Consider the following 15,063-nt stretch of genomic DNA (forward strand, 5'->3'; position numbering starts at 1 on the left):
GCTGGCGCAAGCCGGCACCGCCGGTTCGGCACTACGCCGTATCGCTGTACCGTTGTACGAAAGCGGCACCCTTTGCGGGGTGCCGCTTTTCTTTTGCGCGACGGTAAAACGTGGCCCGGACGCCCATCCGCGGCCAACTTCCGTCATCGCAATGTCGTTTTAAGTCTTTGAAATGACGATATAATTTTTGCTTCCCTAAGCGATGTGGCGTAACTTTCTACGAACCGGAATATGGCGATATCTCCTGTAATTCTGTGCGGCGGTAGTGGTACCCGTTTGTGGCCTTTGTCGCGAGCCAGCTATCCAAAGCAGTATCTCGCGCTCGCCGGTTCGGACACATTGCTCCAGCAGACGGTCAAGCGCGTCGGTGCGCTCGACGGCGTGGCTGCACCGCTGATCATCTCCAATAACGAGCAGCGCTTCCTCGTGGCCGAACAGCTGCGCGCGATCGACACGACGCCGGGCGCTATCGTGCTCGAACCCGTGGCACGCAACACCGCACCGGCGGTCGCGGCGGCGGCGCTGGTTGCCCTGCGTCAGGACGCCGACGCCACGTTGCTCGTGTTGCCCTCCGATCACGCCATCGCCAACGAGGCCAAGTTCCTCGAAGCGGTGCGTGCGGCCAAGACACTCGCCGACGACGGCTATCTCGTCACCTTCGGCATTCCGCCGACGTCCCCGCACACCGGTTACGGCTACATTCGTCGCGGTGCCTCCACGCAAGTGTGCGCGAGCGGTTTCAACATCGACCAGTTCGTCGAGAAGCCGGACGCCGACAAGGCCGCAGCACTCATCGCCGCGGGCAACTGCTACTGGAACAGTGGCATGTTCATGTTCAAGGCGTCGGCGTATCTCGACGAACTCGAACGTCTCGCCCCGGCGATGCTCAAGCAGGTGAAAGCGGCGGTGGAGCGGGGCGCGGTGGATATCGACTTCTTCCGTCTCGACAAGGCGAGTCTCGAAGTGTGCCCGTCGGACTCCATCGACTATGCCGTCATGGAGAAGGCGAAGCGCGCCGCCGTGGTGGATGCCGACGGTCTGGGATGGAACGACATCGGCTCGTGGTCGGCGGTTGCGGAGATTGCCGAGCGTGACGAGAACGGCAATAGCCTGATCGGCGATGTCGTGACGCACGGCGTGAAGAATAGCTATGTGCGTGGCGAGAGCCGGATGGTCGCGGCCATCGGTGTCGAGAATCTCGTGATCGTGGAAACGCCGGACGTCGTGCTGGTCACATCGAAGGATCACGTGCAGGACGTCAAGCGCGTGGTCGAGACGCTGATCGCCGAAGGCCGCTCGGAGTCGGTATTCCATCAGCGCGTGTTCCGGCCGTGGGGCGACTACGAAGGCATTTGCGTGGGCGACCGCTTCCAGGTGAAGAAGATCGTCGTGAAGCCGGGTGCTTCGCTGAGCTTGCAGATGCACTTCCACCGTTCGGAGCACTGGATTGTGGTCAAGGGCACGGCGCGTGTGGTGAACGGCGACACGACGACGCTGCTGACCGAGAACCAATCGACGTACATTCCGCTGGGCACGACGCACCGCCTGGAAAACCCCGGCCGCGTGCCGCTCGAACTGATCGAAGTGCAGTCCGGCGCGTATCTTGGTGAAGACGATATCGTCCGCTTCCAGGACGACTACGGCCGCACGAAGTAAGTAGGCAGGAAGTATGTAGGAAGCACGCAGGAAGCACGCAGGAAGCACCAAGCAGTCCCGCTCGCCCCGATGAAGGGGCGAGCCGCACGACGAAGGCACGCGCAGCACAGAAGCCGTTGTTCGATAAATGCACGAATGACACGGGGCAGCGATGAGCGAGGGGGCGAAGGCACGAAGGCCAGCGGTGAGTGTGCGCCAGGAGGGCGTGCCGGTCGTCGGTGATGCATCCGCCGCGACGCCCGCACTCGTCGATAATCGCCCTATCAGCCGCGCTCACGCGCAAATGCGTACCACCATCGACGCCAGCCCGCGCACCCGCGCGGTGGCGCAGCGGCAAGCGCTCGCTTCGCCGCCCCCGCCTTCGTCAGCGCCTGCGCCCATCCAGCGCGTCATCAATTTTTCGGCCGACGTCGAGCGCCAGTACACCAAAGACGCCTTTCTGACGAAGCTCAAGCACGTCAGTGCGCTGACGTTCGACGAGATTCGGCGGACATGGATCGCTGCCGAAAACGCCACAGAGCAGATCACACTGCCGGACAACATCGAACTGGCCTGGGCCATGCTGGCGCCGTTCCGGCCGAAGCCGCCGAGACGCCGGGGTGCCAAAGCGCCTGTTCTGCCTCAGTACCCCGAGAACGATGTCCGTCTGCTCGATCAGGCCGCCAGGGCCATTCCGATGACGTCGCGCTTCGACGTCGGCAAACATCAGGCCGCCATCAGTAGCCACTTTCAGACGATTTTTCCGCCTGCGAAAGAGGAGTCGGAGCAAGCGCAGCAGCCCTGGAACCCTGAGGAACCGGGCGAATTCGAGGAGCATTTGTCCACAGTCGACTTCACGACGTGGGACAACCTCGTGCCCGGACAGAAGCGGCTGCTACTGCGGAACCGGAACAATCCGAAGGTGCTGATGCGCGAGCTGAAAGACCTCGTCACCCACACCTCGGACGCCACGAACGACTACCTCATCGCGCTTTACAGTCATCTCGCCGCGTTGCGGGGAGACGCCCGTGCCATAGGCGAGGAGGCGGGGCTGCACGATAAGGGTGAATACCTTCAGACGATCGTCGACATCCGAAGCGGGAAGGCGCTCGGTTCTGAACCGTACAAACCGCCGAAATACAGTCAGGTGTCGTCCATCGACTGGACCGACAGGGACGAACTGGTCGAGGATCATCCGTTCCTGCGTCAGCGAAGCGAGCAGCTCTATAAGCATCTGGATGCGCGGCGCGACAGGAATGCGCTGGACGTTCTCACCAAGTGGGCGTCGCCGGCTACGGGGGTGCAGAAGAACAACGTGGGCATGGATATCGGTCTCTCGGCCAAGAGCCACGACCCGGGACACGCTGGCGACGACATCGCGTTGCTGGATTCGACGCTCGCACGGATTGCGCCCATCGAAGGCACCCTTTACGCCGCCTATCCGAGAAACGATTCGCTCCAGCCGGGCAGACTTTTTACTCAGGGGACGCCACTGAGCGCAAGCGAGTCCGCCGGCGGTACGGTCGCGTTTTCGAAGGGCGGCATGAAGAAGAAAGGCGATCCGATGGATCGCTATCGCATCTACGCCAAGGGCATGAACGGTATTCCGATCAGCCCCGTCGCACCGGATATCGGGCACGGACAACGGGAGGTCGTCTTCCGGGCGAGTGCGACGTTCAAGGTGCTCACCGTTGAGGAGGGCAACTACGGGGCGGGCGTCACACGGCTCGTGACGATGGTCGAGCAAGGCGAGTCGACCTCGCAGATCGATGCCGTCAAGCAAAGTCAGGAAGCGCTGCTCAACAGCAACGACCGGTGGCTCACACGGCTCGGCGACGTTGACGTGGATCAGCGCACGCAGTCGTGGTTCATCTCCAACAGTACGGGCGGCACCGTGGAGGGGCAGCGCGACGCCAGCTTTGCGTTCCCGTACGGGAAGAAGACCGCGCAGGCATGGCACGACGTCATTACCGACAATGGCATCGATATCTGGTCGATCGACGGATTCCGTACGGTGGCAGCGCGTCTGGCGGGAGAGACCCGCAGCGAAGTCGAATTCATCACGCAGGACGACGACCCTTCATTCTGGGGCGCACCGGTGCGACTGACGTCGCCGGAGAGGAAGACGCTGACCGGCCACGGCCTCTCGGTGACGAGCGCGAAGGGTAAAGGCAACAAGGGCCTGTTCAATGTGAGTTACCAGCAGGAAGACAAGGCATCGGCACTCGGTGATCTGCTCGCGCAAAGCAAGGAGGCGTTCGACGCCATTCTTGCCCCGAAGCCCAAACCGAAAGGACGTCGCCGGATCGATCCCGAGACGGAAAAGGAAAACGACATTGCCCGGCTGGCGGCGCGGGTTCAGCAGCAAATCAGTGTGCTGCATCCGCTGCACGATACCAACGGGCGCGTGAGTCGCGCCTATGCGTATCTGATTCTTCGTCGTGCGGGATATGGCGACAGGCCGCTACGGTTGTTCGATCAGGACAAGGATCAGACCACGTCGCGCGCGGATTGGGAAAACCAGTTCGCCAGCTATCAGCCGGAAGAAGATGAAGAAGACGACTGGTTGTCGAGTGCCGGTCCGGTAACGGACATGGGCGGCGCGCGTACTTTTATCGGCACGTTAGCGGGCGGCACCATGCCCCGACGGCTATCGGAGGTCGAGAAGGAGGAAAAGACGCTCAGCGCTGCGCAGGACGTCGAAGACGACGATTTGTGGGTCGAGCGCGAGATGTTGGCGTTTGCGTCGCACCGGCCGCCATGGCTACCGCCCGAGTTGGGGTTGGAGATGGACGCCTTCGTCGCGTCCGACCTGAAGCGCAGGGAGGCGGAGGAGGAAGAGGAGCCGGAGAAGAGGGGTAAGAAGAACAAGAAGAAGCGGGTACGCGCGACGCCGCCGACAAAGCCCAAACGCTATGCCGATGCGGTGGCGCTTCAGCATCGCGTGACGATTGCGATATCGAACAGGATTCAGACCAGTCTTAACCGGAAGCGAAACTTCGACGAGGTCGACGAGCAGGGTGCGTCGGAGGAAGACGCTTCCGACCGGGACGACAACGCGTCGGATATCGAGGACGATGAAGAGACGCACTTCTCGGCGCGTCGTGTGCATGTTGGCAGGCGTGGCCGACGTGGCGGTCGTGACCTTCCGGAGGAGTCGGAAGACACCGATGACGACGCATACGAAGTGGACCACGACGAACAGGACGAGGACGACGAGGAGGAGGACCCGGACTACCGGCCCGGCAACCAGAGGACGTACAAGAAGCCGAGGCACCGTTGACAAAAAAGCCCCGCCGTCGAATCGAAGGCGGGGCTTTGTGCTTACGTCGGCAAACGTCGATCAGAATCCGAAGTGCCCTTGCACGTAGACCATGCGCGGTGCGCCGACCATACGGCCCGCGTTGCCATCGACGTTACGCGTGTAAAAGCGCTTGTCGAACACGTTGTTCAGACCCACGGTGACATCGGCGTTCTTGTAGAACGGGATCTTGTAGCTCGCCTGCAGGTTCCACACGCGGAAGCCCGGCACCTTGCCGTTGCTGCCGTCGGCGGATTCCGCTTCAGTGTTCGCCAGATCCGAGTACTGCGAGCTTTGATGCGTGGTGGAGACGTTGAACGTCCACTGGCCGATCGCGTAGCGCGCGCCAAGGGTGTCGGTGAAGCGCGAGTAGAACGGCACGTCCATACCCGAGGTCGCGCCGGACTTCTGAATTGCCCGCGTGAACGTGAAGTTGGCGTAGACGTTCAGGCCGCGCAGAACGCTGTCGCGATCGAACGTGTAGTCGATGGCGGTTTCGATGCCGTCGTGGTCCGTCGCACCGATGTTCTGGAAGACGGCCGGGTTTGAGCCGGGCACCTGCAGAATCTGGTTGTCGAACTTCATCTTGAACGCCGTCAGTTCAGCCTTCCAGCGATTGTCCGTCCAGCGCGTACCGATTTCATACGTGCGCGCCAGTTCCGGCTCCAGCGGGTTCGTGGCCGACATCGAGTTCAACTGTGTGTTCTGCACCGGGCCGAACGACGTGCTGTAGTCTGCGAACACCGTCCACGCGCTGTTCACGAGATACGACAGGTTCACCGACGGCAACGCCTTGTTGTTGTCCGAACGGAAGGTCGCCCCCGAGGCGTTGTCGACACGTTGCGAATTGATGAATTCGTAACGCAGACCCGGCGTGAAGCGCCAATTGCCCCACGCCATGCGGTCGTCGATGTAGAACGCGTTCGCGCTGGTGTAGTTGTTGAACGTTTGCGTGGCCGAGTTCTTGCCGGTGGCGAGCGTCGTCGTCCAGTTGTTGTCGTCGCCACGCTCGTGGATGTAGCGATAACCCACGGTGACGTCGTGCGCGGTCGGGCCGAAGAACAGACGCTGCGTGAAGCGCGGCTCGATGCCGAACGTCTCGTAGTTGCGCGGCTGATGCGTCGTCGACGTACCGGCTGCATTGATGAGCGTGCTCTGACGGTAGCTCGAGTTGTAGAACGTGCGAATCTCGAATTCCTGCGTCTCCGAGATCGTATTCAGATAGCCGAAGTCGAGCCCCGTGCGATTGCCGCTCCAGTAGTCGTTAGGACGCGTGTTCTGGAACGGATCCGCATTGAACTGCGCGACGCTCAGGCCGCCCGGCGTCTTCGATTTCACGTCGTAGTACGAGAGCTTGCCGTACACCTGCTGGCTGGGCGTGATGTCATAGCGCCACTTGAGTGCGACGTCGTTCACGTGCTCGTCGCTGCCCTTGCGCCAGTCGCGTCCGACCATGCCCGAGTACAGCAACGCCAGACCGAGGCCATTGTCCATCTGCGTGCCGAGGAACGCACCGTACTGCGTATTCGCGCCGCCACCCGCCGTGTAGATGTTCTCGCGCACGGTGGCGTCGGCGGTCAGGCCCGGCGTGTTCGGAATCGAACGCGTCTTGAAGTTGATCACGCCGCCCACGTTTTGCGGGCCGTAGCGAACGGCACCGCCGCTGCGCACGACGTCGATGCTCTCAATGTTGAACAGGCTCACCGGCGCGAACGACAACTGCGGCTGACCGTAAGGCGCGACGGCCATCGGAATGCCATCGAGCAGCACCGTCGAGCGCGGCGAGTATCGGCCGGTGAGGCCGCGTACCCCGATGTTCAGCGAGATGGCGCTGCCCGCCGTGCCGGAGTTGTCGCTCGCTTGCACGCCCGGGATGCGGCGCATGACGTCGCCGATGCTCGTCGCACCGGACTCTTCGATTTGCTCCTTCTTCACGACCGTGCGTGCGCCGGGGAAGGTCTTCGCACTGTTGTCGAGGCCGGTGCCGAGCCAGTCGCCGGAGACGTTCACTGCACCGAGTTCGACGTCGGCCTTGGCTTCGGCCGCCGACGTGGCTTGTTGCGCGTGCGCTGCACCCAGCGTGGTCATCAGCAATGCGGCGGCGCAGGCGGTCGCGCGGGGCAGGCGTTGCAGACGACGGGAGGGAACAGTGGCAGAAATAGCGGCAGGAACAGCGGCACGGCGACTAGCAGACATCTTCATCTTGGCAGACCTTCGTAACTTCGGGCGGTGGCGAGCGAGGCCGCTGAGCGATGTGCGCGTGACGACAAGCACATCTGCGGCGTGCGGATTGTTATGAGTAAGACGTTGTAATAAAGCGACGCGGATTATAAATGCAAATCACTCTCATTTTTAATGGGTGTCGGCGAACGTCTGTCGGTATTGGCGGAAAGGGATTGCGTAGCGACGCTGGCAGTCGGGGAGGCAGCGAGAAATGCGCGACATTGTGCCGAGATATCGTGCAATGTCGGACGGAAACGGGAAGAAGCGATGACAAACACCACCTCCGTGTTTGCTTCAACGGTCGGTTGAGACTGTGGCTTCAGCACCACAACCGCACGGTAGGTGGGGGTTAAAGGGCGATATCGGATTATCCAGTTTTGCTTATCAATCGCCCAAAATCGATTGATTGTTCGTGGCTCGCGTGACGGCAAGAATGGGGGACTATTCAAGACGATGCCGACAACGGAGACCCCCGCGATGCCGAAGCTCGACGCCTCGACCCATCAGGCCCTTGCCCGCGAACTGCACGAAGCCGAGCGTAGCCGCAAGCCGGTGATGCAGTTTTCCCGCCGTTATCCCGAGATGACGATTGCCGACAGTTATGCGATTTCGCAGGCGTGGCTCACGCTGAAGTTCGCCGAGGGGCGTCGCGTGATCGGGCACAAGATCGGGCTGACGTCGCGTGCCATGCAGGTCGCCGCGCAGATCACCGAACCCGATCACGGCACGCTGCTCGACGACATGCTTGTCGCCGACGGCGCAACGCTGGAGGCGTCGCGCTTCATCGTGCCGCGTCTCGAAGTGGAGCTGGCGTTCATTCTCGCCAAGCCGCTCAAAGGCCCGGGCGTGACGCTGTTCGACGTGCTCGACGCCACCGCCTGGGTGACACCCGCGCTGGAACTGATCGACGGTCGTATCGAGCTGTTCGACCGCGACACCAAAGCGCCGCGCAAAGTCTTCGACACGATTGCCGACAACGCGGCGAACGCCGCCGTGATTCTCGGCGGGCGCCCCGTCAAACCGGATGCCATCGACCTGCGCTGGGCGGGCGCGCTGCTGTATCGCAACGGCGTGATCGAAGAGTCCGGGTTGAGTGCCGCCGTGCTGAACCATCCGGGCAACGGCATTGCATGGCTCGCCAACAAGCTGGGCGCATTCGACGAAGGGTTGCAAGCGGGCGAGATCGTGCTGGCGGGCTCGTTCACGCGACCGGTGGCTTGCACAGCAGGCGACGTCTTCCATGCGGACTACGGTCCGCTCGGCGCCATCGGTGTGCGCTTCATCTGACGCTTCTTTTGCACTCGGATGCGGCCATTCACTACATCCGAGCGCCCCTCACATCAGGAATCCCCCGTCATGAAAACACCTCCGAATACCTTTCGTCAGGCGCTCGCACGAGGCGAGCGTCGGATCGGCCTGTGGATGGGACTCGCCACGCCGTACGCCGCTGAATTGTGCGCGGGCAGCGGGTTCGACTGGCTCGTGATCGACGGCGAGCACGCGCCCAACGATCTGCGCACGATGCTGGCGACGTTGCAGGCCATCGCACCGTACCCCGTGCACCCGGTCGTGCGTCTTCCGCACGGCGATGCGGCCCTCATCAAGCAAGTGCTGGAAATCGGCGCAACGACGGTGCTCGTACCGATGGTCGAGTCCGCCGCGATGGCGCGCGATCTCGCGAGCGCCACGCGTTATCCGCCGCAGGGCATGCGTGGTGTAGGCAGCGGGCTGGCGCGCTCGTCGCGCTGGAATCGCTACGAGGACTATCTGCACGCGGCGAATGACACGACGTGCCTGCTCGTTCAGGTGGAGACGGCCGATGCACTCGCGCAGGTCGAAGAGATTGCTGCCGTCGACGGCGTACACGGCGTGTTCATCGGTCCGGCCGACCTCGCCGCGTCGATGGGCTATCTCGGGCAGGCCACTCACCCCGAAGTGCGCAAAGCCATCGAAGATGGCATCGCACGCATTCGTCGCGCAGGTAAGGCGGCGGGCATTCTGTGTGTCGACGAGACGCTGGCGAAACATTACCTCGACCTCGGGGTGACGTTCATCGCTGTCGGTATCGACACCACGTTGCTCGCCAACGCGAGCCGCGCGCTGGCCGCGAAGTTTGGAGACAAGGCATGAGTGATACCCGTTTTGACGTCGCCGGTGTGTTGGTGTCGCCCGACCACTACATCGATGGCCGCCGCGTGGCGTCGGCGGAGACGTTCGAGTGCGTCTCGCCCATCGACCAAACGCATTTGGGCAATATCGCCAGCGGCAACCTCGGGCATGTCGATGCGGCGGTGACGTCGGCCTCGCTGGCGTTTCCCGCATGGGCGGCGCTGAGCGCGGCGCAACGTCAGCCGTATCTTCAGCGCTTCGCCGACGCCATCGGCCGACGCGCCGACGCGTTCGCCACGTTGGAGAGCGCAGACGCTGGCGTGCTGCGCTCGCGTATGGCACACGGCGTCGTGCCGCGCGCCATGCAAAACATCACATGGTTCGCCGAGCACGCGCTGACGTTGCAGGACCGCGTGATCGAGACACCGCAGGCACGCCACCTCGTGCGTCACGATCCGGCCGGTGTCGTGGCCATCATCACGCCGTGGAATTCGCCGTTGATGCTGGCGACGTGGAAGATTGGCCCGGCGTTGGCGTCCGGCAACACGGTGGTGCTCAAAGCGCCCGAGTGGGCCCCGCTGACGTCGTCGCTGCTGGCGGATTGCGCGCATGAGGCAGGATTGCCGCCGGGGGTCTTCAACCTGTTGCAGGGCTCGGGCGCGCAGACCGGGGCGGCGCTGGTCAGCGATGCAAGGCTCGCGCGTATCTCGTTCACCGGGTCGGTGGCCACGGCCAAATGGATTGCGAAGACGGTCGCCGACAACTTGGTGCCGTGCAGCCTCGAACTCGGTGGTAAGTCGGCGTTCATCGTGCTGGCCGACGCCGATCTCGATGCCGCTGCCGCCACCGCCGCACTGATGTACCGCAACGCCGGACAGGTGTGCCTCGCGGGGACGCGTCTGCTCGTGCATGCGGACGTGGCTCCTGCGTTCATCGAAAAGCTGCGCGAGGTCGTCGGGCGTCTCGTCGTGGGCGATCCGCGCGACGCCGTGACCGAAGTCGGGCCGATCATCCATATGCGTCAGTTGGAGCGTGTGCAGGGGTTCGTCGAACGAGCGGTCGCGGGCGGCGCTCGCCTGCTGTGGGGCGGCACGCGACATGACTTCGGTGCGCAGTACTTCGCGCCGACCCTGCTCACCGATCTGCGCCAGCACGACGAGATCGTGCAGCAGGAAGTCTTCGGCCCGGTGCTCACGCTGCAAACGTTTGCGAGCGACGATGAAGTCGTTGGCATGGCCAACGGCACCGACTACGGGCTGGGCGGCGTTTGCTACGGCGAGGAGGCGCATGCCATTGCGATTGCCGAGCGTGTGCGCACGGGTTTCATCTGGATCAACAGCTTTGGCATTCGCGATCTGGCCGCGCCGTTCGGCGGCATCAAACGCTCGGGCGTCGGACGCGAAGGCGGCGACTGGAGCTTTGAATTCTTCTGCGACGTGAAGGATGTCGTCGTGCCGAAACAGCCGTTCAAGGCGAGCTTCAGCCATCGCTGATGGCGCGCGGTCACATCGTCAAAACAATCAGCAAGACAACGGGACAAGAGGAGAGCAGCATGGGACAGATCGTTGGCGCGGCGCTGGTGTCGCATCACCCCGGCCTGATGCAGTGTGAGGAGTTTCGCGTGTTGCAGGGCGCGGGTGCGGATTCGGACCTGATTCCCGGTTATGCGCGGGTTCGCGAACGCATTGAAGCGGTGCGTCCGGACGTCGTCATGATTTTCGATTCGCACTGGTTCACGACCGGCTATCACCTGGTCGACGGCGGCGCGCGTTACTCGGGCATGTACACGTCGGACGAGATGCCGTGGTATCTGCACGGCGTGCCGTACGACTATCGCGGGCACCCGGAGCTGGCACTCGCCATCGACGGTGTGGCGCGTGAGCGTGGCGTGCGTGCGCGCGCAGTACAACATCCGGATCTCGCGCGGCATTACCCTACGATCAACGTCATCAAACAGATGCGTCTCGACGCATGGCCGATCGTCACCGTGAGCTCGTGCCAGAACTGCGAGACGCAGCATTTCCTGCAATCGGGCGAAGTGATCGGCGAGGCGATTCGCCGCAGCGATCTGCGGGTGGTGATGCTCGCGTCCGGTGCGCTGAGTCACAAGTTCAACGGCATCGACTGGAAGCCGAATCATCCGCGCATCTTTCACGAGAGCAATGTGTCGCGTCCGGAGAACATCGAGAGCGACAAGCGCGCCATCGAAGCGTTTCGCGAGGGACGTCACGACCGGATTCTGGCGGACTGGGATACGGACTACCGGAAGCGTCCGTGGGAAGCGCACGGCGCGCACTACTTGCAGATGGTCGGTGCGCTCGGCGGGGCCGAATGCCGTAGCGCGGGCACGGTGCTGTCCGACTACGAGAACGCGCGCGGCACGGGCAACGTGCATATCTGGTTCGATACGATCTGACGAGGCGACATCATGGATTTCGAATTTCCGTTGCGTGAATTGCCTGCGGTGATGCGCGGGCCGCGTGTCGAGCGTCGCCATATTCTGCTGGGTGGCAGCGCGTACTGGGGCACGATGGTCGAAGAGACGGGAGAAGCGCAGGGCATGCTCCGGCTCGACGATGGACGTCTTGTCGACCCGCAAACGGTGACGCATCTGCCGCCGGTGAATCCGTCGAAGATCATCGCCGTGCACATCTCCTATCGCTCGCGTAGCATGGAGACGCGCAACAAGCCCAAGCCCACCGACACGCCGACGTACTTCATGAAGCCGACGACGTCGCTGAACGGCCATGACGGCCAGATTCTGAAGCCGACGGATTGCCGGTATCTGAACTACGAAAGCGAGTATGCCGTGGTGATCGGGCGCACGTGTCGCAACGTGCTGCCGGACGAAGCATGGGATTACATCGAGGGCTTCTGCCCGGCGCTGGACATGGGCTTGCAGGACTTTCGCGACACCGATCAGGGGTCGATGCTGCGGGTGAAGGGCGCGGACACACTGCTGCCCATCGGACCGGGTATCGTGCGAGGCGTGAATCTGTTCGAACAGACGTTGCGCACCTATCGCAACGGACGCGTCGTGCAGGAAGCGCATATCGGCGACGAGACGATCTGGGGCCCGCATTACGTGATTGCGGACATTGCGCGTCACATCACGCTGATGCCGGGCGACGTCATTCTGATGGGCACGCCGTGCCACTCGCGTTCGGTGGATGCGGGCGATCTGGTGGAGTGCGAGATTACGGGATTGGGAAGGCTGTCCGGGCGGGTCGTGCAGATCGATGCGCCGCGTGCGGCGGCGCTCGGTGTGGGACATCCGCCGGGCGACAGTCCGGAAGTGCGCCGTGTGGCGCTGGGTTTTGACGAACGTGTGCCGGAGCGATTCAAGGAGAACTATCGTCTCGCGGCACATCAACCGGAGTGAACGGATGAAGGTGACGATCATTGGCGCGGGCGCCATCGGTGGACTGATCGGGCAACGACTCGCGGCGACGGGCGAAGCGCAGGTCAGCGCGCTGGCGCGTGGCGCGACGCTGGCCGCATTGCGCGAGCGGGGCTGGCGGGTCAGGCAGGGCGACAAGCAGGGCGAGACGCTGGCGACCGGCCCGGTGGCGGCGGCGCATCCGTTGGAAGACGCTGCGAAGCTTGGCGAGCAGGATCTGGTCGTGATCGCGGTGAAGGGGCCGGCGCTGGCGCAGGTCGCGGCGTCGGTGGTGCCGTTGCTCGGCCCGCAAACGCTCGTATTGCCCGCGATGAACGGCGTGCCGTGGTGGTTCTGTCAGGGCGTACCAGGGTTTGGCGATGCGACGCTGACGAGCATCGATCCGGACGCCGCAATCGGTGCGGCGATTCCGCTGGCGAACGTGATCGGTTGCGTGGTGCACGCGAGTGCTTCGACGCCGGAGCCGGGGCTGGTCGACCACAAGATGGGCCGCGGGCTGATCATCGGCGAGCCGGGCGGCGGTGCGAGCGATCGCGTGCAGCGTCTGGCGGCGTTGCTTGAGCGCGCGGGGTTCGAGGCGAAGGCGTCGGAGAACGTGCGTCTGGACATCTGGTACAAGCTCTGGGGCAATCTGACGATGAATCCGGTATCGGCGATCACGGGCGCGACCATCGACCGGTTGCTCGACGACCCGCTGGTGCGCGATTTCTGCTCGGCGGCGATGCGTGAGGCAGCGGCCATTGGTGCGAAGATCGGATGCGCCATCGACCAGTCGCCGGAAGACCGGCATCAGGTGACGGCAAAGCTGGGGGCGTTCAAGACGTCGATGTTGCAGGACGTGGAAGCGAATCGTCCCATCGAACTCGATGCACTGGTTAGCGTTGTGCGCGAGATCGGCCAGCGGGTGAGCGTTCCGACCCCGAACATCGATGCGCTGCTGGGCCTGACCCGATTGTTCGGTCGGGTGCATGGGTTGTACCCGCAGTAAGTCGTTCGTCGCTAGCAGGGCATAAAAGAAGGGGCACCTCGGTGCCCCTTTCTTATGGGTTCGGATGACGCGCGCTGATCAGCGCACGCCCGTGTGGCGGTACACCTGACTCAGCGCCATCAGTCCCACGGCGGCCGCGGCCATCATGTAGAAGCTCGGGGCCAGTTTGCTGCCCGTCGCGGTGATCAGCCAGGTCAGAATGAACGGGGCGAAGCCGCCGAAGAACGTCACCGACAGGTTGTACGACAGCGACAGACCCGTCGTGCGTGTCTTCACCGGGAAGATCTCCGAGGCCAGTGCAGGGAGCGGCGCGAAGTACATCGTCATCAGTACGCCCAGCACCGTCTGCAACGCCAGCATCACGCCGAAGCTCGGGTGCGTCGACAGCAACCAGAACATCGGCCAGATCGTCACGAGCAGAAGCGCGGCGGCGATCATCATCGGTTTGGCGCGTCCCACACGGTCCGACCACGCGCCGACAACCGGCGACAGGAACATCTGCACGATCCCCGTTGCCACCGTCGCCGCGAATGCCACTGACGCAGGCAGGCCCAGTTGCTTGATGGCGTACGTCGGCATGTACAGCACCAGATACGTCGAGACCGTGGCGACGACGACCGCGCCGACCGCCAGCAACAGACGCATCTTCTGATGACTCAGGGTGTCGCGCAGCGGTGTTTGTGTCGGTTCAGATTCCAGAAACTCCGGCGTCTCGCTCACGTGACGGCGGATGTAATACGCCACCGGGCCGATCAGCAAGCCGAACAGGAACGGCACGCGCCAGCCCCAGCTCATCATCTGATCCGGGGTCAACGTGCTCGTCAGCACTGCACCGAAGCCCGCTGCCAGCAGCGTCGTCAGCCCCTGACTCGCGACCTGAAAGCTTGCGAAGAAGCCGCGCCGTTGCGGTGCGTGTTCGGCGAGGAACGCGGTGGCACTGCCGAACTCACCGCCCGCCGAGAAGCCCTGAATCATGCGCGCCAGCACAATACCGGCCGGTGCGAGCAAACCGATGGTCTCGTAGGTCGGCATGAAAGCGATGATCGCCGTGCCCGCCATCATCAGCAAAATCGTGAGCGTCAGCGCTTCACGACGTCCCCGTCGATCTGCATAGACGCCGATCACAATCGCGCCCAGCGGCCGCATGAAGAACGACACGCCGAACGTGCCGAGCGTGAGTAGCAGCGAGGTCGTGTCGTCGTGCGTGGGGAAGAACAGTTTCGAAATCGTGACGGCGAAGAAACCGTACACGACCAGATCGAACCATTCGAGCGCGTTACCGATGGACGCCGATATCACCGCGCGCCAGGTGTGGGAAGTCGAGTGCCCGCGAATATGGGCGTCGGCAGCCGTTGCAGTGTTCATGAAGTCTCCGTTCGTTGTTTTATGTGTTGCGCATGCTTTTTG

10 protein-coding genes are annotated in these 15,063 nt (G+C 63.2%); 8 read left to right on the top strand and 2 right to left on the bottom strand.

Annotated features, from left to right (window positions below):
* Positions 1-231: 231 nt before the first annotated feature.
* Positions 232-1,656: a mannose-1-phosphate guanylyltransferase/mannose-6-phosphate isomerase gene (locus PCO31010_RS26040; RefSeq protein ID WP_150666802.1), complete on the top strand. Its 1,425-nt coding sequence runs from the start codon at positions 232-234 to the stop codon at positions 1,654-1,656.
* A gap of 184 nt (positions 1,657-1,840) precedes the next feature.
* Complete coding sequence (locus tag PCO31010_RS26045; RefSeq protein WP_150666803.1) at positions 1,841-4,918, top strand: Fic family protein; 3,078 nt, start codon at positions 1,841-1,843, stop codon at positions 4,916-4,918.
* Positions 4,919-4,978: 60 nt separating this feature from the next.
* Here PCO31010_RS26045 and PCO31010_RS26050 read toward each other — a convergent pair whose 3' ends face one another.
* Positions 4,979-7,138: a TonB-dependent receptor family protein gene (locus tag PCO31010_RS26050; protein WP_150666804.1), complete on the bottom strand. Its 2,160-nt coding sequence runs from the start codon at positions 7,136-7,138 to the stop codon at positions 4,979-4,981.
* A gap of 498 nt (positions 7,139-7,636) precedes the next feature.
* Here PCO31010_RS26050 and hpaH point away from each other — a divergent pair, with 498 nt between their 5' ends.
* The 6 genes from hpaH to PCO31010_RS26080 all read left to right on the top strand — a co-directional run bounded on the left by hpaH (position 7,637) and on the right by PCO31010_RS26080 (position 13,656).
* Entirely contained in the window at positions 7,637-8,446 is an 810-nt protein-coding gene (gene hpaH, locus PCO31010_RS26055; RefSeq protein WP_150666805.1) for a 2-oxo-hept-4-ene-1,7-dioate hydratase, read from the top strand.
* A 69-nt stretch (positions 8,447-8,515) separates the two neighbouring features.
* On the top strand, positions 8,516-9,289 hold the full coding sequence (gene hpaI / locus PCO31010_RS26060) for a 4-hydroxy-2-oxoheptanedioate aldolase (protein WP_150666806.1): 774 nt from the start codon (positions 8,516-8,518) through the stop codon (positions 9,287-9,289).
* Positions 9,286-10,761 carry an aldehyde dehydrogenase family protein gene (locus tag PCO31010_RS26065; protein ID WP_150666807.1) on the top strand — a complete coding sequence of 492 codons (1,476 nt, stop codon included), beginning with the start codon at positions 9,286-9,288 and terminating at the stop codon, positions 10,759-10,761. The genes hpaI and PCO31010_RS26065 overlap by 4 nt, the downstream gene beginning before the upstream one ends.
* A 59-nt stretch (positions 10,762-10,820) precedes the next feature.
* Entirely contained in the window at positions 10,821-11,684 is an 864-nt protein-coding gene (locus tag PCO31010_RS26070; protein ID WP_150666808.1) for a DODA-type extradiol aromatic ring-opening family dioxygenase, read from the top strand.
* A 12-nt stretch (positions 11,685-11,696) separates the two neighbouring features.
* Positions 11,697-12,650, top strand: coding sequence for a fumarylacetoacetate hydrolase family protein (locus PCO31010_RS26075; protein ID WP_150666809.1), 954 nt, complete (start codon positions 11,697-11,699; stop codon positions 12,648-12,650).
* Positions 12,651-12,654: 4 nt separating this feature from the next.
* Positions 12,655-13,656, top strand: a complete 1,002-nt coding sequence (locus PCO31010_RS26080; RefSeq protein WP_150666810.1) for a 2-dehydropantoate 2-reductase — start codon at positions 12,655-12,657, stop codon at positions 13,654-13,656.
* A gap of 78 nt (positions 13,657-13,734) precedes the next feature.
* Here PCO31010_RS26080 and PCO31010_RS26085 read toward each other — a convergent pair whose 3' ends face one another.
* Positions 13,735-15,021, bottom strand: a complete 1,287-nt coding sequence (locus tag PCO31010_RS26085) for an MFS transporter (protein WP_150666811.1) — start codon at positions 15,019-15,021, stop codon at positions 13,735-13,737.
* Positions 15,022-15,063: the final 42 nt, after the last annotated feature.

This window comes from Pandoraea commovens, assembly GCF_902459615.1.
In the GTDB taxonomy this organism is placed as follows: Bacteria; Pseudomonadota; Gammaproteobacteria; order Burkholderiales; family Burkholderiaceae; genus Pandoraea; species Pandoraea commovens.